The organism is Paragemmobacter ruber (assembly GCF_009908315.1).
Classification (GTDB): Bacteria; Pseudomonadota; Alphaproteobacteria; order Rhodobacterales; family Rhodobacteraceae; genus Paragemmobacter; species Paragemmobacter ruber.
The window spans coordinates 993,743-1,015,679 of sequence record NZ_JAAATW010000001.1; the positions used below are offsets into that span (position 1 = coordinate 993,743).

Annotated in this window: 24 protein-coding genes; 17 read left to right on the plus strand and 7 right to left on the minus strand. The window is 67.9% G+C overall.

All coding sequences use genetic code 11. The features are described 5' to 3' along the window. Positions 1-55: 55 nt before the first annotated feature. From rpoZ to rnc, 7 genes are all read left to right on the plus strand, one after another. A complete protein-coding gene (gene rpoZ, locus GU920_RS04810) occupies positions 56-409 on the plus strand; it encodes a DNA-directed RNA polymerase subunit omega (protein ID WP_161765808.1) in 354 nt (117 codons plus the stop codon). A 31-nt stretch (positions 410-440) separates the two neighbouring features. Then, entirely contained in the window at positions 441-2,558 is a 2,118-nt protein-coding gene (locus GU920_RS04815; protein ID WP_161765809.1) for a RelA/SpoT family protein, read from the plus strand. 72 nt (positions 2,559-2,630) lie between these two features. Next, positions 2,631-3,287 (plus strand): DUF2062 domain-containing protein, encoded by a 657-nt coding sequence (locus tag GU920_RS04820; protein WP_235933064.1) that lies wholly within the window; start codon positions 2,631-2,633, stop codon positions 3,285-3,287. Between the two features lie 53 nt (positions 3,288-3,340). Further along, a complete protein-coding gene (locus tag GU920_RS04825) occupies positions 3,341-4,099 on the plus strand; it encodes a pyridoxine 5'-phosphate synthase (RefSeq protein ID WP_161765811.1) in 759 nt (252 codons plus the stop codon). A gap of 121 nt (positions 4,100-4,220) precedes the next feature. Further along, a complete protein-coding gene (acpS, locus tag GU920_RS04830) occupies positions 4,221-4,646 on the plus strand; it encodes a holo-ACP synthase (protein WP_161765812.1) in 426 nt (141 codons plus the stop codon). Between the two features lie 66 nt (positions 4,647-4,712). Further along, a complete protein-coding gene (gene lepB / locus GU920_RS04835) occupies positions 4,713-5,504 on the plus strand; it encodes a signal peptidase I (RefSeq protein WP_161765813.1) in 792 nt (263 codons plus the stop codon). 30 nt (positions 5,505-5,534) lie between these two features. Then, positions 5,535-6,245: a ribonuclease III gene (gene rnc, locus GU920_RS04840; protein WP_161765814.1), complete on the plus strand. Its 711-nt coding sequence runs from the start codon at positions 5,535-5,537 to the stop codon at positions 6,243-6,245. Here rnc and GU920_RS04845 read toward each other — a convergent pair. Next, complete coding sequence (locus GU920_RS04845; RefSeq protein WP_161765815.1) at positions 6,242-6,826, minus strand: thermonuclease family protein; 585 nt, start codon at positions 6,824-6,826, stop codon at positions 6,242-6,244. The genes rnc and GU920_RS04845 overlap by 4 nt on opposite strands. Before the next feature lie 144 nt (positions 6,827-6,970). Here GU920_RS04845 and era point away from each other — a divergent pair, with 144 nt between their 5' ends. The 3 genes from era (at position 6,971) to recO (ending at position 9,056) form a co-directional block, all read left to right on the plus strand. Next, the gene (era, locus tag GU920_RS04850; RefSeq protein ID WP_161765816.1) at positions 6,971-7,885 is read left to right on the plus strand and encodes a GTPase Era; all 915 of its coding nucleotides are present in this window, start codon (positions 6,971-6,973) and stop codon (positions 7,883-7,885) included. A gap of 79 nt (positions 7,886-7,964) precedes the next feature. Then, complete coding sequence (locus tag GU920_RS04855) at positions 7,965-8,294, plus strand: DUF1491 family protein (protein ID WP_161765817.1); 330 nt, start codon at positions 7,965-7,967, stop codon at positions 8,292-8,294. A gap of 36 nt (positions 8,295-8,330) precedes the next feature. Beyond that, positions 8,331-9,056, plus strand: coding sequence for a DNA repair protein RecO (recO, locus tag GU920_RS04860; RefSeq protein WP_161765818.1), 726 nt, complete (start codon positions 8,331-8,333; stop codon positions 9,054-9,056). On the opposite strand, the gene GU920_RS04865 is transcribed toward recO, so the two are convergent. Together GU920_RS04865 and mnmD are read right to left on the minus strand one after the other, a co-directional pair. Next, positions 9,057-9,980: a DMT family transporter gene (locus GU920_RS04865; protein ID WP_161765819.1), complete on the minus strand. Its 924-nt coding sequence runs from the start codon at positions 9,978-9,980 to the stop codon at positions 9,057-9,059. After that, complete coding sequence (mnmD, locus tag GU920_RS04870) at positions 9,977-10,669, minus strand: tRNA (5-methylaminomethyl-2-thiouridine)(34)-methyltransferase MnmD (protein ID WP_161765820.1); 693 nt, start codon at positions 10,667-10,669, stop codon at positions 9,977-9,979. Before mnmD ends, GU920_RS04865 begins: the two co-directional genes overlap by 4 nt. A gap of 49 nt (positions 10,670-10,718) precedes the next feature. On the opposite strand from mnmD, the gene GU920_RS04875 reads away from it, so the two are divergent. Further along, entirely contained in the window at positions 10,719-11,792 is a 1,074-nt protein-coding gene (locus GU920_RS04875) for an NAD(P)/FAD-dependent oxidoreductase (RefSeq protein ID WP_161765821.1), read from the plus strand. On the opposite strand, the gene GU920_RS04880 is transcribed toward GU920_RS04875, so the two are convergent. Further along, positions 11,774-12,124, minus strand: a complete 351-nt coding sequence (locus GU920_RS04880; RefSeq protein WP_161765822.1) for a hypothetical protein — start codon at positions 12,122-12,124, stop codon at positions 11,774-11,776. The genes GU920_RS04875 and GU920_RS04880 overlap by 19 nt on opposite strands. Positions 12,125-12,315: 191 nt before the next feature. On the opposite strand from GU920_RS04880, the gene cobD reads away from it, so the two are divergent. From cobD to GU920_RS04895, 3 genes are all read left to right on the plus strand, one after another. Then, a complete protein-coding gene (cobD, locus tag GU920_RS04885; RefSeq protein WP_161765823.1) occupies positions 12,316-13,278 on the plus strand; it encodes a threonine-phosphate decarboxylase CobD in 963 nt (320 codons plus the stop codon). After that, the gene (gene cbiB, locus GU920_RS04890) at positions 13,275-14,183 is read left to right on the plus strand and encodes an adenosylcobinamide-phosphate synthase CbiB (protein WP_161765824.1); all 909 of its coding nucleotides are present in this window, start codon (positions 13,275-13,277) and stop codon (positions 14,181-14,183) included. The genes cobD and cbiB overlap by 4 nt, the downstream gene beginning before the upstream one ends. Positions 14,184-14,249: 66 nt before the next feature. Further along, on the plus strand, positions 14,250-15,416 hold the full coding sequence (locus GU920_RS04895; RefSeq protein ID WP_161765825.1) for a lytic murein transglycosylase: 1,167 nt from the start codon (positions 14,250-14,252) through the stop codon (positions 15,414-15,416). 6 nt (positions 15,417-15,422) lie between these two features. On the opposite strand, the gene GU920_RS04900 is transcribed toward GU920_RS04895, so the two are convergent. The 3 genes from GU920_RS04900 to smc form a co-directional block, all read right to left on the minus strand. Beyond that, positions 15,423-16,007: a dimethylsulfonioproprionate lyase family protein gene (locus GU920_RS04900; protein WP_161765826.1), complete on the minus strand. Its 585-nt coding sequence runs from the start codon at positions 16,005-16,007 to the stop codon at positions 15,423-15,425. Between the two features lie 382 nt (positions 16,008-16,389). Beyond that, positions 16,390-16,749: a hypothetical protein gene (locus GU920_RS04905; RefSeq protein ID WP_161765827.1), complete on the minus strand. Its 360-nt coding sequence runs from the start codon at positions 16,747-16,749 to the stop codon at positions 16,390-16,392. Continuing rightward, entirely contained in the window at positions 16,746-20,201 is a 3,456-nt protein-coding gene (gene smc / locus GU920_RS04910) for a chromosome segregation protein SMC (RefSeq protein WP_161765828.1), read from the minus strand. Before smc ends, GU920_RS04905 begins: the two co-directional genes overlap by 4 nt. Before the next feature lie 221 nt (positions 20,202-20,422). Here smc and GU920_RS04915 point away from each other — a divergent pair, with 221 nt between their 5' ends. The 3 genes from GU920_RS04915 (at position 20,423) to GU920_RS04925 (ending at position 21,919) form a co-directional block, all read left to right on the plus strand. Beyond that, a complete protein-coding gene (locus GU920_RS04915; RefSeq protein WP_161765829.1) occupies positions 20,423-20,827 on the plus strand; it encodes a GFA family protein in 405 nt (134 codons plus the stop codon). Beyond that, positions 20,805-21,269, plus strand: a complete 465-nt coding sequence (locus tag GU920_RS04920; RefSeq protein WP_161765830.1) for a GNAT family N-acetyltransferase — start codon at positions 20,805-20,807, stop codon at positions 21,267-21,269. The genes GU920_RS04915 and GU920_RS04920 overlap by 23 nt, the downstream gene beginning before the upstream one ends. A 104-nt stretch (positions 21,270-21,373) precedes the next feature. Then, positions 21,374-21,919, plus strand: coding sequence for an NADPH-dependent FMN reductase (locus GU920_RS04925; protein ID WP_161765831.1), 546 nt, complete (start codon positions 21,374-21,376; stop codon positions 21,917-21,919). Positions 21,920-21,937 lie beyond the last annotated feature (18 nt).

The window sequence follows — 21,937 nt, forward strand, 5'->3', positions numbered from 1 at the left end:
CGGTGATGCGACTATCTAGGCGCTTCCATGCCCCCCATCCGAACTGGAGCAGATCATGGCCCGCGTGACGGTCGAAGATTGCGTTGACAAGGTGCCCAACCGTTTCGAACTGGTGATGCTCGCCGCCCATCGTGCGCGCGAAATCCAGTCCGGCTCGCCCATCTCCATCGACCGCGACAACGACAAGAACCCCGTCGTCGCCCTGCGCGAAATCGCCGAGGAAACCCAGTCGGCCGAGGTTCTGCGCGAACGCATGATCGAATCCTACCAGACCCAGATCGAGGTGGACGAACCCGAAGAAGACCAGATGGCGCTTCTGATGTCGGGCGAGATTGACCGCCCGATGCAGGATGACATGTCGGAAGAAAAGCTCCTCCGCGCCCTGATGGAAGCTCAGGGCGATAACTGATCCGGGCTGCGGCCCGTCCAGCGGGGCGGTGATGATCGACGTCGAAGACCTCATCGCCCTGGTTCGGAATTACAACCCGCGCACCAATGCCGACCTGATCCGCAAGGCATATGCCTACGGGTTCCAGATGCATGACGGCCAGTTCCGCAAATCCGGCGAACCCTACTTCACCCATCCCGTCGCCGTCGCCGCCATCCTCACCGAACAGCGGCTGGATGACGCCACGATCATCACCGCGCTTCTGCACGACACGATCGAAGACACGCGCTCCACCTATACCGACATCGTCACCCTGTTCGGCTCCGAAGTGGCAGAACTGGTCGATGGCGTGACCAAACTCACCAACCTCCAACTCTCTTCGGCGCAAAGCCAGCAGGCGGAAAACTTCCGCAAGCTCTTCATGGCCATGTCGAAAGACCTGCGGGTGATCCTCGTCAAGCTGGCCGACCGTCTGCACAACATGCGGACGATCAAGAGCATGAAGCCCGAAAAGCAGGCCCAGAAGGCCCGCGAGACGATGGAAATCTTCGCCCCCCTTGCCGGTCGCATGGGGATGCAATGGATGCGCGAAGAGCTTGAAGACCTCGCCTTCCGCGTCCTCAACCCCGAGGCGCGCAATTCCATCATCCGCCGCTTCATCACGCTCCAGCGCGAGGCGGGCGATGTCGTCCACAAGATCACCGCCGACATCCGCAACGAGTTGGAAAAGGTCCAGATCGAGGCCGATGTCTACGGCCGCGCCAAGAAACCCTATTCCATCTGGCGCAAGATGCAGGAGAAAGACCTCGCCTTCTCGCGCCTGTCCGACATTTACGGCTTCCGCGTCATCTGCGGCTCGGTCGCCGATTGCTACCGCATCCTCGGCGTGATCCATCAACGCTGGCGCGCCGTGCCGGGCCGGTTCAAGGATTACATCAGCCAACCGAAATCGAACGGCTACCGCTCCATCCATACCACCGTGTCGGGCCGCGACGGCAAGCGGGTCGAAGTCCAGATCCGCACCCGCGAAATGCACGAAGTGGCCGAGGCGGGCGTCGCCGCGCACTGGTCCTATCGCGAAGGCGTGCGCGCCCAGAACCCCTTCGCCGTCGATCCGGCCAACTGGATCGCGCAGCTTACCGAACGCTTCGATGCCGAGGATCACGACGAATTCCTCGAACATGTGAAGATGGAGATGTATTCCGATCAGGTGTTCTGCTTCACCCCCAAGGGTGACGTGGTGCAGCTGCCGCGCGGCGCCACGCCGCTCGACTACGCCTATGCGATCCACACCCGCATCGGCAATTCCTGCGTCTCGGCCAAGGTGGACGGCATCCGCGTCCCCCTTTGGACCCGCCTGAAAAACGGCCAGAGCGTCGAGATCATCACCGCCGAAGGCCAGCGCCCGCAGGCCAGCTGGATCGACATCGTGACCACCGGCCGCGCCAAGGCCGCCATCCGCAAATCCTTGCGCGAAGAGGACAAGGGCCGCTTCGTCAAGCTCGGTCAGGAACTTGCCCGCGCCGCCTTCGATCATGTGGGCAAGAAGGCCACCGACAAGGCCTTGCGCACGGCGGCAAAGATGATGGGCCTGTCGGACGAAACCGATCTCCTCGCCCGTCTGGGCAGCGCCGAGATCACCGCCCGCCGCGTGGTCGAAACGCTCTACCCCGAACTTGCCCGCGCGCAGGATGACGTGGTCGATGCCGCCCGCCCGGTGGTCGGCCTGTCCGATGACCAATCCTTCCGCCGCGCCGGCTGCTGCCAGCCGGTGCCGGGCGAACGCATCGTCGGCATCACCTATCGCGGACAGGGCGTGATGGTCCACGCCATCGACTGCCCCGCGCTCGAGGAATTCGAAGAACAGCCCGGCCGCTGGGTCGATCTGCACTGGCATTCCGGCCGCCACGCCGCCGTCCACACCGTCAGCCTTGAAATCACCATTTCCAACGATGCGGGCGTGCTTGGCCGCATCTGCACCTTGATCGGCGAACAGAAGGCCAATATCTCGGACCTGAGGTTTACAGACCGCAAGCCGGACTATTATCGACTCATCGTCGATGTGGACCTTCGCGATGTCGAACATCTGCACATGGTCATGACCGCGCTGGAGGCCGAGACCGATGTCGCCCAGATTTCACGTCACCGCGATATGACGCGTAAGCCCTGAACAGGCGCGGGGGATCTGGTTTTGGTATTCAAGCGGCGCAATCCTCGAACCCTCTGGGGATGGACCCGCGAGATGGTCTATCCCCAAGGCGGGTTTCGCCGCGCCACCCAATACGTCCTGCACCGCATGCGCCGCCTGCCCGACAGCCCGCACCGCATCGCCCGCGGGGTGTTCGCGGGGTCCATGGTGGGCTTTCTGCCCCTGCCGGGGATGCAGTTCCTCGCCGCATGGCTGGCCTGCAGGCTGGTCAAGGGCAATCTGCTGGCGGCCCTTCTGGCCACCTTCAACACCAACCCGATCACCACCCCCTTCTTCGCCGTCCTCGCCATGACGCTGGGCCACTGGATGCTGGGCATCCAGAAACCCCTGTCGCCAGAATATATCGGCGAGGCCTTCGCCAATGCGGGCAGCGATCTTTGGTTCAACGTCAAGGCGCTGTTCGGCCCCGCCCATACCCAATGGGACGGCCTCGCCCAGTTCTGGCACGAAATCTACCTGCCCTACTTCCTTGGCGCGCTCGGCCCGGGCCTGCTGCTGTCGGTGCTCTTCTACTACCTCACCATCCCACTGGTGACCGCCTATCAGAAGGCCCGCGCCGCCAAATCCAAGGAACGCAGCGAACGCCGCCGCAAATTGCGCGAGGCCATCGAAAATGCCGCAGCCCGGCTCAAGCATCTGGGCGAAGGCAGCCGTGGTCCGGGGGATGACGACGCCGCCGGTCCGACCTAATCTCCACCGCGACATCTCTACCCCGACTCGGGCAACGGAAGGACAGGCGCGACATGAAACCTCAAGGGCGGCTCCGGCTGGGCGTGAACATCGACCACGTGGCCACCGTGCGCAACGCGCGCGGCAGCGCCTGGCCCGAACCGCTGCGCGCCGCCCTTCTGGCCGAGGCCGCGGGGGCAGACGGCATCACCGCGCATCTGCGCGAAGACCGCCGCCACATCCGCGACGCCGATATCGAGGCGCTGGTCGCGGGCATATCCATCCCGCTCAACTTCGAATGTGCGGCCACGGCCGAAATGCAGGCCATCGCGCTGCGCCACAAACCCCATGCCGTCTGCCTCGTCCCGGAAAAGCGCGAAGAACGCACGACCGAGGGCGGGCTTGACGTGGCCGGCGATATCGACCGCCTGACCGATTACATCGCCCCCCTGCGCGAGGCCGGCGCCCGCGTGTCGATGTTCATCGGCCACGACCCCCGCCAGATCGAAGCCTCCGCCCGCATCGGCGCGGCGGTGGTGGAACTCCATACCGGCCACTACTCCGAACTCCTCGCCGAAGGGCGCGAGGCCGAGGCGGCCGAGGAACTCGAAGGCCTGCGCCGGGGGGCAAAGCTCGCCCATTCGCTCGGGCTCGAGGTGCATGCCGGCCACGGCCTGACCTATGACAACGTGGCCCCCATCGCCGCTTTCCCCGAGGTGATGGAGCTGAACATCGGCCATTTCCTGATCGGCGAATCCATCTTCCGCGGCCTTGGCCCCGCGATCGAAGAGATGCGCCGCCGCATGGACGCGGCGCGCGAGGCGCTGACGTGACCCCTGCATCCACCCCGGGGGCGTACGATTTTCCTTCGAAAAATCACGCCCCCGTGCCACGCGTCGGCCCTGAATTTTCGAAGGAAATTCGTTGGGCCGACCTCGCTGTGGTCGTCGCGCCATGATCCTCGGCATCGGCACAGATCTCGCCAATATCGAACGGATCGAGGCGACGATCGCGCGCTTCGGTGACCGTTTCAAGGATCGCGTCTTCACCGAACGCGAACAGCGCAAGGCCGAAGGCCGCCCCCGCGCCATCGCCGCCACCTATGCCAAACGCTGGGCCGCCAAGGAGGCCTGTTCCAAGGCGCTCGGCACCGGCCTGCGCATGGGCATCAGCTGGAAGGACATGGCGGTGACGAACCTCCGCTCCGGCCAGCCCGTGATGCACGTCACCGGCTGGGCGGCCGAACGCCTGCGCGAGATGACCCCCCCGGGACATGAGGCCGTGATCCACGTCACCCTGACCGACGATCACCCCTGGGCGCAGGCCTTTGTCGTGATCGAGGCACGCCCCCTCGGCGCGCCTTCCCCGCCCGGAACTTGACTCCCCCGCGCCCAGCGCGCAATGAACCCCGATCCGCACGGACGGACCCCAAGCAGAGTGGACGACATGGCAGGCAGCAAGGCGAAAAGCGAAAGCGGCATCTTGGAAACGATCAAGACCGTGCTCTGGGCGCTGGTGATTGCCGGCGTCTTCCGCACCCTGTTCTTCCAGCCCTTCTGGATTCCCTCGGGCTCGATGAAGGACACGCTGCTGATCGGGGATTTCCTCTTCGTCAACAAGATGGCCTACGGCTATTCCCGCTTTTCCTGCCCCTTCGCCGCCTGCCCGATCTCGGGCCGCCTGCTCGGATCGGAACCCGAACGCGGCGATGTCGTGGTCTTCCGCCACCCGGTCAACGGCAGCGATTTCATCAAGCGCCTGATCGGTCTGCCGGGGGACACCGTGCAGATGCGTGACGGCATCCTCTACCTGAACGGCGAGATGGTGCCGCAAACCCCTGCCGGCACCTTCGAGGAAATCTACGAAAAGCAAGGCCCCATGGGCCAGCTGCCCCGCTGCGAGAACGGCCCCGTGGGCGAAGGCGGGATCTGCACCTCGTCCCGCTCCACCGAAACCTTGCCGGGCGGGCGCACCCACAACGTGCTCAACATCGAAGACGGCGGCTTTGCGGACAACACCGATGTCTTCACCGTGCCTGCGGGCCACTATTTCTTCATGGGCGACAACCGCGACAATTCGCAGGACAGCCGCTTCGGTCAGGCCGTGGGCGGCGTAGGCTTCGTGCCGGCCGAATACCTGATCGGGCGCGCCGACCGGATCATGTTCTCGTCCGCGGGCCGCTCCATGCTGTTCTTCTGGACATGGCGCAGTGACCGTTTCTTCAAGGCTGTCGAATGAGCGGGGCCATCAGATGAACGAGGCGGGTGCGTGAACGGCCAGCGCGTCAAGCTGGCGGCAGACCTTGCCGCCTTCGCCACCCGCATCGGGCATGATTTCAGCCGCCCCGAACTTCTGGTGCGGGCGGTGACGCATGCCTCCATCGCGTCGCAATCCCGCCCGTCGAACGAGCGGCTGGAATTTCTGGGCGACCGGGTCCTCGGTCTGTCCATCGCCACCGCGCTGTTTCAGGCCGATGGTCAGGCCACTGAGGGCACCCTCGCCCCGCGCTTCAACGCGCTGGTGCGGCAGGAAACCTGTGCCGATGTCGCCCGCGAGGCGGGCCTGGGCGAGGTGCTGAAGCTCGGCCGGTCCGAGATGATGTCAGGCGGTCGCCGCAAGGAGGCGCTGCTCGGCGATGCGATGGAAGCGGTGATCGCCGCGATCTACCTCGATGCCGGGTTCGAAGCCGCCCGCGACACGGTGCTGCGCCTCTGGGGCCCGCGCATCGCCGCGGCTGCCGTGGCCGAAACCCGCGACGCGAAATCCAGCCTGCAGGAATGGGCGCAGGCACGCGGCCTGCCGCCGCCGACCTATACCGAAACCGGCCGCGAAGGCCCCGACCATCAGCCCGTCTTCACCGTCGAGGCGCGGCTAGACACTGGCGAAACCGCCACAGGGCAGGCCAGCGGCAAACGGGCCGCAGAACAGGCGGCAGCGCGGGCGCTCCTAGAGCAGGTGCAGCGGGCGGAAGGAGCCTAATCCCCCCCTCGATCAACTACCATCCGGCCCTTCTGACGCGCGTTCGCCCGCCACAGTTTGCGGCGCGCGTCTTCTGTCTCCAGATGTCGATAACGCCCACCCGAGTATTTCGGCCAATCTAGAGCTAGCCCTGCCTTTACCATTTCCTCCGCAAGATCCCGCCCGTCTGGCAGACGACAGATCGCAACTGTTCGCTCATGTGATACGGATCCATCAGCTATCGCCGTGATAACCTGCCCTTTACACAGAGCATGCAGGGCCCATTTCGCCCTCTGCCCCAAAGGATGATCCAGTTCCGGTGCGTCGATGCCGGAAAGCCGAATGTGGATCTTGTCAATCACGATCGTATCGCCGTCCACCACCCAGCAGCGCCCTCGAATGACACGCTGCTCCGCATAAGGGGCAGGTGGCGGCGGGACGGATCGCGCAATCGGCGATACCGAAGCTGCCGGAGAGAAGGGCGCACGCGATGCCTGCTCGAGAGGACGAAACCTCGGAAGGATCTCGACCTCAGGCGTAGTCAAGGTTTTGGGATGCTGTGGAGCGAAGAGGCTGCGGAAAAGGGATCGAAACAGTCGCATCTAAAAATTCTCGGTGAGTCGTGTCGGATGCAAGTCGTCCCGCTGACTGTGACCTGAGCATGGCATTTCCTTGTGGCCTGATAAATCTGGCGCCTTTCCCGAGTTTCCAGTAAGCGAAAGGACGCAGCGAAATGAGGACATTTGATGACGACCGAAACCCGCGCCGGCTTCGTCGCCCTGATCGGCGAACCCAATGCCGGGAAATCCACGCTTCTGAACCGCATGGTGGGCGCCAAAGTCTCCATCGTCACCCATAAGGTGCAGACGACCCGCGCCCGCATCCGGGGTGTCTGCATGGAGGGGCAGTCGCAGATCGTCTTCGTCGATACGCCCGGCCTCTTCCGCCCCCGCCGCAGGCTTGACCGCGCGATGGTCGCCGCCGCCTGGGGCGGGGCCGCGGATGCCGATATCATCGTTCTGCTGGTCGAGGCGCATCGCGGCCTGACCGAAGGCGTGCAGGCCATCATCGACAACCTCAAGGACAAGATCCCCTCCACCGCCACCGTGGCCCTTGCGGTGAACAAGATCGACAAGGTCAAGGCCGAAACCCTGCTCGCCCTGACCGCCAAGCTGAACGACGCCTTCGCCTTCGCGAAAACCTTCCTCATCAGCGCCGAACGCGGCTATGGCGTGGATGACCTGCGCGAATGGCTGGCGGCCGAGGTGCCGGAAGGCCCGTGGTTCTATCCCGAAGACCAGATCGCCGACCTGCCCATGCGCATGATCGCGGCCGAGATGACCCGCGAAAAGCTGACCCTGCGCCTGCATGAGGAACTGCCCTACCAACTGACGGTGGAAACCGAGAAATGGGAGGATCGCCCCGACGGCTCCACCCGCATCGACCAGGTGGTCTATGTCGCCCGCGATGGCCACAAGGGCATCGTGCTGGGCGCCAAGGGCGAGACGATCAAGGCCATCGGCCAGCAGGCAAGGGCCGAGATCGCCACCTTCCTCGACCGGCCCGTGCATCTGTTCCTGACCGTGAAGGTCCGCCCCAACTGGCAGGAAGAGGCCGAGCGCTATTCGGAAATGGGGCTGGATTTCAAGGACGGCGACTGAAGCTCGGGGTGGATGCCACGGGGGCGCTTCGCCCCCCGGACCCCCCGAGGGTGTTTTCGCCAAGGTGAAGGAGCAAGGCTTGCGCCTGACGACCGACCTCTGGGTATCTGCCTATCTGACGCGTCTGCGGCTGGCGGATATCCCGGTCTATGTGACGGCCAAGGGCGATGCGACCGCAGGCGCGGTGATCGTGAAATGCGCCACGCTGGACGGGCAGGCCTGCGCCATGCAGCGCAGCTTTGATCTGATGACGGGCACACGGGTCTGGGTCACGCTGGCCGAGGGGCCCGAGGCGGAGGTGGACGCCACCCTCCGCCGCCAGCGCGACCGCGACCCCGATCTCTGGGTGATCGAGGTGGAAGATCGGCAGGGGCGCACCCTTCTCGATAAGCCGGGGCTGTCAGACTGACTTGCCCTTCCCGCGCCCCGCGCCGATAGTCGCCCCATGGAATGGCGGGACGAAGGCGCGCTCCTGTCGGTCAGACCCCACGGCGAAAGCGCGGCGATCATAGAGGTCTTCACTGCCGAACATGGCCGCCATGCCGGGGTCGTGCGCGGTGGCGCATCCCGCCGTATCGCGCCCCTTCTGCAGCCCGGCGCGCAACTGGATGTCACTTGGCGGGCCCGGCTGGACGATCACATCGGCGCCTTCACCGTGGAACCCTTGCGCGCCCGGGCGGCGCTGCTGTCCGACCGGCTGGCGCTGGCCGGGCTGAACGCCGTCTGCGCCCTCCTGCGCGTCGCCCTGCCTGAACGCGAGGCGCATCCTCTGCTCTGGCGCGCGACCATGCCGCTGCTTGATGCGCTCGACCGGGGTACGGACTGGCCCCCCGATTACCTGCGCTGGGAGATGCTGCTGCTCGACGAACTGGGTTTCGGCCTTGACCTTGCCACCTGCGCCGTCACCGGCGCGCGCGATGATCTGGCCTATGTCTCGCCCAAGACGGGCCGCGCTGTCAGCCGGGCGGGGGCGGGCGACTGGGCCAGCCGCCTGTTGCCCCTGCCGGCTTCCCTGATGGGGCAGGGCGCGGCCAGCCCCGCCGACATCGCCGCCGGCCTGTCTCTCACCGGGCATTTCCTGATGCGCGGGCTGGACCCCGTGCTGAACGGCCGCCCCCTGCCCGAGGCCCGGGCGCGGCTGATCGACCTTCTCAACCGCCCGTCGCGCTGATCACGCGCCGCGTTCGCGCACCCGCTGCCGCCACAGCGTGAACAGCCCCGCCGCCACCACCAGGCCCGCCCCGATCGCCACGTTCGTGCGCAACTCCTCGCCGAACAGGAACAGGCCAAGGCCTGACGCCCAGACCAGCTGCAGATAGGCAAAGGGCTGGATGGCCGACGCCTCGGCCACCGCAAAGGCCTTGATCAGCAGCCAATGCCCCACGATCGCCGTGCAGCACAGCGCCGCCATCCAGCCCCAATCGGGCGCCGTCATCGGTTCCCAGAACCACACCCCGACCAGCGTCATCGCCACCGCGCCCACCGTGCCCGTCCAGAAGAAGGACACCGCCGCGCTGTCGCCCCGCGCCACATAGCGCGTCATCAACCCGTAGACCGCGAAAAGAAGCGCCGACAGCAGCGGCACCAGCGCCCAGGGCGAAAACACCCCATATCCCGGTTGCAGGATGATCAGCACGCCCACGAACCCGATCAGGATCGCCGTCCAGCGCCGCCAGCCCACCTTTTCGCCAAGGATCGGCCCCGACAGCGCGGCAATCAGCAGCGGATAGCAGGTGAACACCGCATGGCTTTCCACCAGCCCCAGCTTCACGAAGGCCAGCACCATCACGCAGACCTCGGTCACCAGCAGAAGGCCGCGCATCACCTGCAGCCACGGGAACCGCGACCGCACCGTCGCCCCCAGCCCTACCCCCTGCTTCGCCGCATCCCGCGCCGCCAGCGCCATGACAAAGGCCGCAAAGAACCAGAAGCGGATCATCACCACCATAAAGACGTTGTACTCGCTCGCCAGATGGCGCGAGATGCCGTCCTGCACCGCAAAGACCACCGTCGTCGCGACCATCAGCCATATGCCCAGCGTGGTGTTCTGCACCGTCGCGTTGCTGTGGCGGTCCAGTTTCGGCAAGGCCGTCATGCCCGGGCTCCCGCAAGAACGCCAACCGTCATATGCCGCTTCCTTCCATGTCCGGCCCGCCGCTCCACGGCAAAACCCGCCTGCGTCAGCGCGCGCCGCACATGGCCCGCCGCCGTATAGGTGGCAAAGGTCCCGCCCGGAACGGTATGCGCCGCCACCGCCGCCATCAATTCGTCCGACCACATCTGCGGGTTCTTGGCAGGCGAAAACCCGTCCAGAAACCACGCATCCGCGACACCTTGCCAAGCGGGCAGCGTCTCGCGCGCATCGCCTAGGATGATCTCGGCACGCAGCCCCGGCAGCGTGATCTCCCGCGCGCCCGCCGCCCACTGCGCCAGCAGCGGCCCCGCCACCGCCGCCGCCTCGGGAAAGGCTGCCAAGGCGCGCGCCATCTCTTCGGCCACCATCGGATAGGCCTCGAAGGACGTGAACCGCACCTCGCCCGGCGCGCCGATCCCCTGCCAGCACAGCCACAGCGCCAGAAGGTTCAGCCCCGTGCCGAACCCCAGTTCCGCCACATGGAACCCGTCCCGCAGCCGCGCGGGCAACCCGTTGCCATCCAGAAAGACATGCCGCGTCTCCGCCAGACCGTCCGCCAGCGAAAAATACGGATCATCAAACCGCCGCGACACCGGCACGATGCCGTCGCGCCAGTCCAGCCCATCCTCGCCCTGTTCCGCGCCCGCCATTTGCCCTAGATCCCGCAGTCGCGGCAGACCATGGGGAAGGGCGCGGGGAATGGCAAGTCACGATCTGACGGTCATGGGCGGGGGCATTTTCGGCCTTGCCTGCGCGTGGGAGGCCACCCGCCGCGGCGCCCGCGTCCGCCTGATCGAACGCCACGCCCTTGGCGCGGGGTCCTCGGGCGGGCTGGTGGGCGCGCTGGCCCCGCATGTGCCGGAAAACTGGAACGACAAGAAGCAGTTCCAACTGGAAAGCCTGCTGATGGCCCCCGGCTGGTGGGCCGAGGTCGCCGCCACCGGCGGCACCGATCCCGGCTACCTGCAATCGGGCCGCCTGCAACCCATCCCGGATGACCGTGCGCTGACCAATGCCCGCGCCCGCATCGCAGAGGCCGAAACCCTCTGGCAAGGTCGCGCCGCATGGCGCGTCATCCCCGCCACGGGCGCCGCGTGGGCGCCGCAAAGCCCCACGGGATACCTGATCCACGACACGCTGACCGCCCGCCTGCACCCCCGGCGCGCCGTGGCCGCGCTCGCCGCCGCGCTGCGGGCCAAAGGGGCCGAAATCCAGATCGGCGACCCCACCCCACAAGGCAACATATCCCAAGGCCCCACCCTCTGGGCGACCGGCTACCCCGGCCTTCTCGACCTCAACACCGCCTTCGCGCATCCCGTGGGCGCGGGCGTCAAGGGTCAGGCGCTGCTCCTGCGCTACGATGCCCGCGACCTGCCCCAGCTTTTCGCCGATGCACTGCACATCGTGCCGCATGCCGATGGCACCACGGCCATCGGCTCCACGTCCGAAAACGATTGGGCCGACCCAGCCACCACTGACGCCCAGCTTGACGCCATCCTCGCCCGGGCCCGTGCCGCCCTTCCGGCGCTGTCACAGGCGCCGGTCATCGACCGCTGGGCCGGCATCCGCCCCCGCGCCCGCTCGCGCGCGCCGATGCTGGGGGCATGGCCCGGCAGGCCGGGCCATTTCATCGCCAATGGCGGCTTCAAGATCGGTTTCGGCATGGCGCCCAAGGTCGCCTGCGTAATGGCCGATCTCATCCTTTCCGGGCAGGACAGCATCCCCCCGGGCTTCACCGTCGCGGCAAACCTGCCTCAGGCTTTCGGCAGATAACCCACCGGCGCGTTCTCGTCGCGCCAATAGTCCAGCGCGGGCCGGTCCAGCACGGCGGTCGATCGTTTGAATTCGCAGACCACCTCGCCATTCTCGGTGACCGAGGCGACGATCAGGCACTGAAAGATGTGGTTCGCACCGTCATAGACATCGACCAGACCGCGCAGATTGGGCGTCAGATCGGCGTCCAGCGCAAAGCCCTGATCCCAGAAGCGCAGGATGGGAAAGGTCGCATGTCCGACCTGCACCCGCAGACGCGATTTCCGGCGCAAGGCGCGCTTGCGCGCCATCTCCAGCCCGTCGCGTATCTCTTTCGGCAGAAACTCCAGCATCGCGCCCTCCGTTCCCCGATCAAAGTCTGCGTCGCAGACTGGCCAAATCAAGGAAACGGCAAGGCGTAACAGTGATGTTAACAGACCGTGGCCCTTTTGCCGCATCCCGCCCCCATTCCGCCCTGTACCGCCGCGCGGGGCCGATACGGCAGGGCGATGGACAGCCGCGCCGCAATGGGGTTTCTGCCCGCATGACCACGGCTGACACGCGAATCGCAGAACCCGACCATGGCGGCGGCATTGATGCCGCCTGCGCCCGCTGGGGCGGCAGTCGCGCCGATTGGCTCGACCTCTCCACCGGGATCAATCCGCGCCCCTACCCGATCCCGTCCCTGCCTGCGGACGCATGGACGGCCCTGCCCGACCGCGCCGCCTTCGCCGCATTGGAACAGGCCGCCCGCCGTTTCTGGCACGTCCCCGACAAAGCGGCGCTGATCGCCGCCCCCGGCGCCTCGGCCCTGATCGCGCGCATCCCCGCGCTCCTGCCGCCCGCCCGCGTGGCGATCCCCGCCCCCACCTACAACGAACACGCCCGCGCCTTCCGCGCCTGCGGCTGGGCTGTGACAGATGACGCCACAGATGACGCAACTGACGCCCGCGTCATCGTCCACCCCAACAACCCCGACGGCCGCCTCCACCCCGCGCCCGCCACCTCCTTCGCGGTGATCGACGAAAGCTTCTGCGACGTCACCCCCGACGCCACCCACATGGCCCAAGCCACCCGCCCCGGCACCCTGATCCTGAAAAGCTTCGGCAAGTTCTGGGGCCTCGCCGGCGCCCGGCTCGGCTTTGCCATCGGTGACCCCGCGCTGATCGACCGGCTCAAGCCGATGATCGGCCCTTGGGCCGTCCCCGGCCCCACGCTGGCCATCGCCACCGCCGCGCTGAACGATCCCGCATGGGCCGCCGCCACCCGCAGCCGCCTTGCCGCCGATGCGCAACGCCTCGACACCCTCCTCGCCACCGCTGGCGCCACACCCCTCGGCGGCACCACGCTCTTCCGCCTCTACGACACGCCCGATGCCGCCCTCTGGCAAGACCGCCTCGCGCGCCACCGCATCCTCAGCCGCATGTTCCCCTATTCCACCCGCTGGCTGCGCCTCGGCCTGCCCGATGGCGCAGGCTGGAACCGTCTGGAACAGGCCCTGACATGAGCGCGACCCTCCTCCTGCCCGCCCTCCTCCTTGATGCAGCCTTGGGCGAACCGAAATGGCTCTGGGACCGCTTCCCCCATCCGGCGGTCCTGATGGGCCGCGCCATCGGCTGGATGGACAGCCGCTTCAACAGCGGCGCTCACAGGCGCCTGAAAGGCACCGCCACCATGGCCGCCCTCGGCGCGGCTGCCCTCGCCCTGGGCTGGCTGATCCACGCAATCCCCGATTTCGGCCTTCTCGAAATCATCGCCGCCGCCATCCTCCTTGCCCAGAAATCGCTGGTCCAGCATGTGCAGGCCGTGGCCGATGCGCTGCGCCTGTCCACCGAAGGCGGCCGCCGCGCGGTATCCATGATCGTGGGCCGCGACACGGCCACGCTCGATGATCCCGCCATCTCCCGTGCCGCCATCGAAAGCGCAGCCGAAAACCTTTCCGACGGCGTCATCGCCCCGGCCTTCTGGTTCCTGATCGCAGGCCTGCCGGGCCTCATGCTCTACAAGATCACTAACACCGCCGACAGCATGATCGGCCACCGCACGCCCCGGCATGAAGAATTCGGCTGGGCCGCCGCGCGTTTCGACGACCTCCTCAACCTCATCCCCGCGCGCCTTACTGCCCTCCTCCTCGCCCTCACCCACGGCTGGACGGACCCGCGCCCGATCCTGCGCGACGCGCCCCTCCACCGTTCGCCCAACGCCGGCTGGCCCGAGGCAGCGATGGCCGTCATCCTCAACACCGCCCTTTCCGGCCCCCGCGCCTATCACGGCGAGATGCGCGATTACCCCTGGGTCTGGGCTGAGGGCCGCCGCGATCCCGGCCCCGACCAGATCGACGCCGCCGTATCCGCCCTCTGGCGCGCCTGGGGGGCGATGCTCGCCCTCACAGCCGTGATCGCGCTTTTCTGATCAACCCCACCGTTGCGCCCGCGCGCCACGCCCCCTACCCTCCCCCCGCATTTCCAGGAGCTATTCATGCGCCTCGCTGCCGCCCTCTTTGCCTGCTGCCTTGCCAGCCCCGCCCTCGCCCAGCTTCCCTGCGGCGGGGACTTTGCCGATTGGGTCACGGCAACAAAGGCCGAGGCGGTCGCCAACGGCATCCCCCAAGACACCGCCGCTGCCTTCTTCGCCGACCTCTCCCCCGATCCCCGCGTGCTGAAGGCCGACCGCTCGCAAGGTGTGTTCCGCAAAAGCTTTCTGGAGTTTTCGCAAAGCCTGATCTCGCGTGATCGCCTCGTCCGGGGCCGCGCGCTCGCCGATCAATGGGACGCCATCTTTGACAAGGCCGAAGCAGACTACGGCGTCTCGCGCGGCATCCTCCTCGCCTTCTGGGCGTTCGAGACGGATTACGGCGCGGTGCAGGGCGATTTCAACACCCGCCGCGCGCTCGTCACCCTCGCCCATGATTGCCGCCGCCCCGATCTGTTCCGCCCGCAGGTGCTGGCCGCGCTGGAAATGTACCGTCTGGGCGAGTTCGACCTTGATACCACCGGCGCCTGGGCGGGCGAGATCGGCATGGTCCAGATGCTGCCGGGCGATATCCTTGCCCGCGGGGTGGATGGCGATGGCGATGGTCTGATCACGCTGAAAACCTCGGTCCCCGATGCACTCCTCTCCGGGGCGAAGATGCTGCAATACCACGGCTGGCGCGCGGGCGAGCCGTGGATGCAAGAGGTGATGCTTCCCGAAACCTTCGACTGGTCGCTCACCGGGCTGGAAACCGAACTGCCCGCCGAACAATGGGCCGCCATGGGCGTGCAAATCCGCAACGGCGTGGTCCAGAACGGCCTGCCCGCCTCCATCCTGCTGCCGCAGGGGCGCAAGGGGCCGGCCTTCCTCGTCTACCCGAATTTCCGCACGCTGTTCGACTGGAACAAAAGCTTCGTCTACGTCACCACCGCCGCCTATTTCGGCACCCGCCTGATGGGGGCCGAACCCTATCTTGCGGGCAATCCCGACCCCGCCCTCAGCCTCGATCAGATGAAGGCCCTGCAAACCCGCCTTACCGCGCTCGGGCATGACGTGGGCGCGGTGGACGGGATCCTCGGCGCAGGCACCCGCGTGGCCGTGCAAAAGGAACAGGCCCGCCTCGGCCTTCCCGCCGACGCCTGGCCGACCGTGGAATTGCTCAACCGGCTCTGACCCGCGTCAGACCGGCAGAAACCACAGCGCCAGAAACGGGCCAGACCCCGACCGCATCGCATGGCGAATGCCGGGCGGATTGTAGATCACGCCGGTCGCCCCCGGATCGGTCCAGTCCATGTCGCTGTTCCACCATGCGCCGGGGGCCAGCGACAGATACACCTCCTCCGGCGGATGGTCGTGATCGACATAGGTCACGCCGGGGGCCATCACCGTGGCCCCGATCCACAGATCATCCCGCACCTCCAGCCCTCCTGGGCCAAGGATCATCGCATTGGCATGACCCTCCCAGAAGGCCCGATCCTCCGGGTCTGCCGATGCCCGCCGCTTCCATTCCAGCCGCTCCACCAGCGCCCCCAGCGCATCCGCCACCGCCGCCCGTGGCCCGCCCTCGGCGGCATCCAGCGCAGGCTCCAGCCAGCCACAGACCGGCAGCGCCACAGGCTCCGGCACCTGCGCCCGGCCCTCCTGCGCGCGGCACCGCGCAAACAGCCGCGCACAGGCCGCCTCTGCCGCCGATCCCGGCTCCACCGAGGCGACAAGCGCCCGCTCCGCCGCATCCAGAAACCGCTGAACCGCCTCGTCCCGCATCACATCTGCCCCGCTTCGCCCCGCAAACCCTGCCGCGCTGGCCCTGCCCCGGCAATCCCATTTCCGACACACCCCGTTAACCAACGCCACAGGCAAGACTTTACAAACGCCGCGCCCGCTTCCATCTTCATTGGTGCGATAGTCAATGTTCAGGACAATCTCCAAATAACAACCCGGCGCAGCGGCTACTGCGCCGGGTTTCCTTTTTCACAGGCTCACTGCCCGATCCAAAGGCGCAAGATGGAGACCAGCAGCGTTCCCGCTGCAATCACGACCATCCACTTGCGATAGTCCTGTATGTTCAGGGTGCTCACCTCCGTTCACCGCAAAGGATTGCGGCGGGCGAAGGTTAGCCCTGCGAATGTGAATAAAACCTTAGGGATCACATCCCATAGAGCGGCTTTTGCCGCCGCCGCCAGACCACCGCCGCCTGCGCCGCTGCCCGTGTCAGCCTGATCCAATCCTGCAATCCCGCCGCCAGATCGGCCCCGTCCGGCAGCGCAAGGGATAGCTCCGTCTCCCCCTCCGCAATCGCCAGCCGACCCATGGGATGCGCGCGCATCCACGCCGCCCGCTCGGCCTCTGCCGCCCGCACCGCAAAGCGCAGCCGCAACAGAACCCGCCCGTCCGCTTCCTCGGCCACGAACTCCGGCGCCTCGGCGCCGTCGCGGGCAAAGACCACCGCCCCCACCCGCTCCACGCCTACGCAGCCCGCGGCGCGCAATGCCGCCTCCAGCGTCACGCGACCAGCGCCTCTGCCTTCTTCAGGTCCACGCTCACCAACTGGCTCACGCCCTGCTCCTGCATCGTCACGCCGAACAGCCGGTCCATCCGCGCCATCGTCACCGCATGGTGCGTGATGATCAGGAACCGCGTCTCCGTCCGCCGCGCCATCTCGTCCAACAGATCGCAGAACCGCGTCACGTTGGCATCGTCGAGCGGCGCATCCACCTCATCCAGCACGCAGATCGGCGCGGGGTTGGCAAGAAACACCCCGAAGATCAGCGCCAGCGCCGTCAGCGTCTGCTCACCCCCGGACAGCAGCGACAGCGTCGCCAGCTTCTTCCCCGGCGGCTGGCACATAATCTCCAGCCCCGCCTCCAGCGGGTCATCGCTTTCCACCAGCACCAGCCGCGCCTCGCCACCGCCGAACAGATGGGTGAACAGCGTGCTGAAATTGGCATTCACCTGCTCGAACGCCGTCAACAGCCGCTCGCGCCCTTCGCGGTTCAGCCCTGCGATCCCGGCGCGCAGCTTCTTGATCGCCTCTTCCAGATCGACCTTCTCGCCCACAAGCGTGTCATACTCTGACGACACCGCCTTGGCATCCTCCTCCGCCCGCAGGTTCACCGCCCCCAGTGCCTCGCGCTGGCGCTTCAGACGGTTCACCTCGGCCTCCAGCGTCTCGGCATCCGGCATCCGCTCCGGATCCGCCTTCAACGTCTCCAGCAGTTGCGCAGGCGTGCTTTCCGTCTCTTCCATGATGCGCTCGGCGGCATAGGCCACCGTCTCGCGCGCCGCCTCCATCCGCGCCTCGGCCCGGGCGCGGGCCTCGCGCGCCTCGCCCGCCGCGCGCTCGGCCTCGCGCTCGGCCAGTTGCGCCTCGCGCAAGGCGCCCTCGGCTTCCGCCAGCGCATCGGCGGCCACCCGCCGCCGCGCCTCGGCCGCCGCAATCGCCTCGGCCAGTTCCTCGCGCTTGATCGCGATCTCTTCCGGCGCGGCGCTGGCCTCGGCCAGTTCTTCCTCCGTCTCGGCCTTCCGCTCCGCCAGTTCCGCGATGCGCCGCTCGGCTGTCTCCAGCCGGTGCTTCCAACCCGACAGCTCCTTCACCGCCTCCTGCCGCCGCCGCACCCGCGCCTCGCCCTCGCGGCGCACCTCGTCCAACCCCGACCGCCGCGTCAGCATGGCCAGCCGTGCCGCCTCGACCACCACCTTCGCGGCCTCCACCGCGCTCCGCGCCGCCTCCAGATCGCCCAGATCGCCCATCGCGGCCTCGGCCTCACGCAGCCGCGCCCGCGCGGCCATCGCCTCATCCTCGTAGCGCGCCACCGCCAGCCGGGCCGCCTCCAGCTTGCCCGCCGCGATGGACCGGTCGGCTTCCGCCCGCGCTGCCGCGCGGTTCGCTTCCGTCACCCGCCCATCCGCCGCCCGCCGCGCGTCCCGCGCCAACTGGTCGGCGCGCGACAGATCCATGAGCCGCCCCTGCAAGGCCTCATGCGCCTGTCGCGCGCCCTCGGCCTTGGCGGCCACCTCTTCCAGATCGCGCTTCAACTGCACGAGCCGATTCAACTGCTGCAATCGCAGCGCCGCGGCCGAGGGCGCATCCTCCGCCCCCGCGCGGAACCCGTCCCAGCGCCACAGATCGCCTTCCTTCGACACCAGCCGCTGCCCCGGCAACAGCGCGGCCTGCAACGCCGCCCCCTGCGCCCGGTCCACCAGCCCGATCTGCCCCAACCGCCGCGCCAGCACGCTGGGCGCCTTCACATGGACGGACAGCCGCACCACACCGCCCGGCAACGCCTGCGGCGCATCATAATCGGCCAGCAGGGCCCAGCCCGATCGCGCCTCCGCCCCCACTTCCGGCGCGCGCAGGTCATCGGCCAGCGCCGCGCCCAAGGCCTTTTCAAACCCCGGCTCCACCTCCAGCCGGTCCAGAAGCTGCGTCCCCGCCGAAGATTCCCGCTCCACCAGCCGCGCCAGCGCGGCCACCTCCGCGCGCAGCGCGTTGGCCTCACCCTCTGCCGCTGACCGCGCCGCCCGCGCCTCGGCCTCGCGCCCCTGCGTCTCGGCCCGCGCCGCCTCGGCCTGCTCCAGCAAGGCCTCGGCCTCCTCGGCCTGCGCCACCGCGATCTGTTGCGCCTCTTCCGCCGCCTCGAACGCCTCGGCCGACAGCGCCTGCGCCTCCGACGCCCCTTCCACCGCCGCTCGCGCCGCCTCGGCCTGCGCCTCCGCCTTCTCCAGTACGCCCCGCGTATCCGACAGCAGGCGCTGCGCCGATTGATACCGCGCCGCAAGGCGTGCTGCATCCTCTGTCGCCTGCGCCAGCATCGCCTCGCGCTCACCCAAGAGCGCCCCTGCCTCGCGCGCCGCCTCGGCCGCCTCGGCTAGCCGCTCATCATGCCCGTCATGGGCGCGCGCCAGTTGCTCGATCTCCCAGTCCAGCCGCGAAATCGTCTCGCCGGCATCCCGGTTCAGCCCCGCCTCGCGCTCCATGTCGCGCACCAGCTGCTCGATCCGCCCGCGCAGCGTGTCGATGGTCTGCCGCGCCCGCGCCTCCTGCTCGGCCAGCCCGTCGCGCTGCACCACAAGCCGCTGCAGGATGGCGGATGCAATCGCCTCCTCCTCGCGCCGCCCGGGCAGCACATCCTCGCGCGCCTCGCGCGCCTTGCCCGCCGCCCGCGCCGCCGCCTCGGCCTGCCCCGCCGCCATCAGCCGCTCGCGCAGCGCCGCCTCGCCTTCGGCCCGCGCCAGATCGGCCTCGCGCCAGCGCCGGAACAGCAGCATCCCCTCCGACCGCCGCAACTCCTCGCCGATCTCGCGATAGCGCGCCGCCTGCTTGGCCTGCCGGGTCAGCGTGGCCAGTTGCTGCGCCAACTGCTCCAGCACGTCATCCACGCGGGTCAGGTTCTGCTCTGCCCCCTGCAGCTTCAACTCCGCCTCATGCCGCCGCGCATAAAGGCCCGAAATGCCCGCCGCTTCCTCCAGCACCCGCCGCCGCGCCTTTGGCTTGGCATTGATCAGTTCGGAAATCTGCCCCTGCCGCACCAGCGCCGGGCTGTGCGACCCTGTCGAGGCATCGGCAAACAGCATCTGTACATCGCGCGCCCGCACATCCTTGGTATTGGCCTTGTAGGCCGATCCCGCATCCCGCGTGATCCGCCGCACGATCTCGATCTGGTCGGCATCGTTGAACCCCGACGGGGCCAGCCGGTCCTGATTGTCGATGACAAGCGCCACTTCCGCGAAATGCCGCGCGGGCCGCGTCGCGGCGCCGGCAAAGATCACATCCTCCATCCCGCCGCCGCGCATCGCCGTGGGCCGGTTCTCGCCCATCACCCAGCGCAGCGCCTCCAGCAGGTTGGACTTGCCGCATCCGTTGGGGCCCACAACGCCCGTCAACCCCTCATGGATCACCAGATCCGTGGGATCGACAAAGCTCTTGAAGCCGTTCAGTCGCAGCCGGGTAAAGCGCAAGGGCCGTAATCCAAGGTTGATTCCGTCAAACCCGCATCGTTCCCCCGATCCCCCCGCCAGTCAACCATGCCCCCACCGCATCTCGGCCGATCAGCGCCCTTATCCCCAAGATATTGCGTGCCTCTCACAGGGTGGCCTGGCGGACAGGAACCCGCCCGTCCCCACAGCCACGGCTGTTCAGCGGGCTTCCCACGGGGCAAAAGCCGCCGTAGCATCGCGCCATGCAAGTTCCGATCACCGGGCGCTGCCTCTGTGGCGCCATCACCTACCGCGCCGACGCCACCCCGCTCTGGCAGATGCACTGCCATTGCGAAAGCTGCCGCCGCGCGACGGGCGCGGCCTTCGCCTCTTTCTTCGGCGTGGCCGATGGCAATTGGCATTGGACAGGGGCCGCCCCGGCCATCTTCCGCTCCTCCCCGGATGTGGAGCGGCTCTTCTGCCCCACCTGCGGCACGCCGATGGCCTATCGCGCCACCCGCTTCCCCGGAGAGACGCATTTCCACGCCGGCACGCTGGACCGTCCCGAAACCTTCCGCCCCACCGCCCATGTCCACTGCGCCGAACAGCAACCCTGGTCCGATATCAACGACGGCCTTCCCCGCCATGCCACCACATCAGGCGACTGATCCCTATGACTGGCCCGCGCTGCTTGCGCTCCTCCAGCGCGCCTTCGGCTATATGGAGGGCGCGATCGACCCGCCCTCCTCGCTCCACAGCCTGACCGCCACCAGCATCGCCGCGCAGGCCTGCACGGGCGAGGTCTGGGCCATCGGCACCCCGCCCGGGGCTTGCGTCTTCCTCAGCCCGCGCCCTGATGCGCTTTATGTCGGCAAGCTCGCGGTGGACCCGCCCCTGCAGGGCCGCGGCCTTGGCCGCCAACTGATCGACCTTGCGGCCAGCCGCGCCCGCGCCATGGGCCTGCCCGCGCTGGAATTGCAGACCCGCATCGAACTCACCGCCAATCACGCCGCCTTCCGCCGCATGGGATTTGTCCAGACCGCTGCCACCGCCCATCCAGGCTACGACCGCCCCACCTCGCTCACCTTCCGCCGCCCGCTTCTGTCGTGACGCCCGCGTAGGATGGGCAATCGTGCCCATCCTACCCCGCCCCTTGCAGCCGCCCGCCCCCACCATACCTTCCCCGGCAAGACTCCCCGCGAAAGGCCCACCCCATGCTCACCCTCCTCGGCATCGCCGGCGCGCTCCGCGCCGCCTCCACCAACCGCCTGCTGCTGGCCGAGGCCCGCCGCGCCTTTGGCGACGCCCACCATACCGAGGCCGACCTCCGCCTTCCCCTCTTCGACGAAGACCTCGAAATCACCCATGGGTTCCCTGCCGCCGTCACCACGCTCCACGCCCAGATCAAGGCCGCCGATGCCATCGTCATCGCCACGCCCGAATACAACAAGGCCCTGCCCGGCGTGCTGAAGAACGCGCTCGACTGGGTGTCGCGCGTGCCCGGCGCGGCCTGGCGCGACAAGCCCGTCGCCATCATGTCCGCCGCCGATGGCCGCGCCGGGGGCGAACGGTCGCAATTCTCCCTCCGCCTCTGCCTCACGCCCTTCCGCCCGCGCCTCATCACCGGGCCAGAGCTGGCCGTGGCCCATTCCCGCAGCGCCTTCGATGCCGAAGGCCGCCTGATCGACGAACGCTATCGCAAGACGCTGGCCGAACTGATGGCCCTCCTGCGGGCCGAGGCCGGGCGCCCCGCCTCCTGATCGCGCCCCATGCACCCG

Coding starts and splice junctions, on each gene's coding strand:
- rpoZ (WP_161765808.1), top strand. CDS start 56: ATGGCCCGCGTGACGGTCGAAGATTGCGTTGACAAGGTGCCCAACCGT.
- GU920_RS04815 (WP_161765809.1), top strand. CDS start 441: ATGATCGACGTCGAAGACCTCATCGCCCTGGTTCGGAATTACAACCCG.
- GU920_RS04820 (WP_235933064.1), top strand. CDS start 2,631: ATGGTCTATCCCCAAGGCGGGTTTCGCCGCGCCACCCAATACGTCCTG.
- GU920_RS04825 (WP_161765811.1), top strand. CDS start 3,341: ATGAAACCTCAAGGGCGGCTCCGGCTGGGCGTGAACATCGACCACGTG.
- acpS (WP_161765812.1), top strand. CDS start 4,221: ATGATCCTCGGCATCGGCACAGATCTCGCCAATATCGAACGGATCGAG.
- lepB (WP_161765813.1), top strand. CDS start 4,713: ATGGCAGGCAGCAAGGCGAAAAGCGAAAGCGGCATCTTGGAAACGATC.
- GU920_RS04845 (WP_161765815.1), bottom strand. CDS start 6,826: ATGCGACTGTTTCGATCCCTTTTCCGCAGCCTCTTCGCTCCACAGCAT.
- era (WP_161765816.1), top strand. CDS start 6,971: ATGACGACCGAAACCCGCGCCGGCTTCGTCGCCCTGATCGGCGAACCC.
- recO (WP_161765818.1), top strand. CDS start 8,331: ATGGAATGGCGGGACGAAGGCGCGCTCCTGTCGGTCAGACCCCACGGC.
- GU920_RS04865 (WP_161765819.1), bottom strand. CDS start 9,980: ATGACGGCCTTGCCGAAACTGGACCGCCACAGCAACGCGACGGTGCAG.
- mnmD (WP_161765820.1), bottom strand. CDS start 10,669: ATGGCGGGCGCGGAACAGGGCGAGGATGGGCTGGACTGGCGCGACGGC.
- GU920_RS04875 (WP_161765821.1), top strand. CDS start 10,719: ATGGCAAGTCACGATCTGACGGTCATGGGCGGGGGCATTTTCGGCCTT.
- GU920_RS04880 (WP_161765822.1), bottom strand. CDS start 12,124: ATGCTGGAGTTTCTGCCGAAAGAGATACGCGACGGGCTGGAGATGGCG.
- cobD (WP_161765823.1), top strand. CDS start 12,316: ATGACCACGGCTGACACGCGAATCGCAGAACCCGACCATGGCGGCGGC.
- cbiB (WP_161765824.1), top strand. CDS start 13,275: ATGAGCGCGACCCTCCTCCTGCCCGCCCTCCTCCTTGATGCAGCCTTG.
- GU920_RS04895 (WP_161765825.1), top strand. CDS start 14,250: ATGCGCCTCGCTGCCGCCCTCTTTGCCTGCTGCCTTGCCAGCCCCGCC.
- GU920_RS04900 (WP_161765826.1), bottom strand. CDS start 16,007: ATGCGGGACGAGGCGGTTCAGCGGTTTCTGGATGCGGCGGAGCGGGCG.
- GU920_RS04915 (WP_161765829.1), top strand. CDS start 20,423: ATGCAAGTTCCGATCACCGGGCGCTGCCTCTGTGGCGCCATCACCTAC.
- GU920_RS04920 (WP_161765830.1), top strand. CDS start 20,805: ATGCCACCACATCAGGCGACTGATCCCTATGACTGGCCCGCGCTGCTT.
- GU920_RS04925 (WP_161765831.1), top strand. CDS start 21,374: ATGCTCACCCTCCTCGGCATCGCCGGCGCGCTCCGCGCCGCCTCCACC.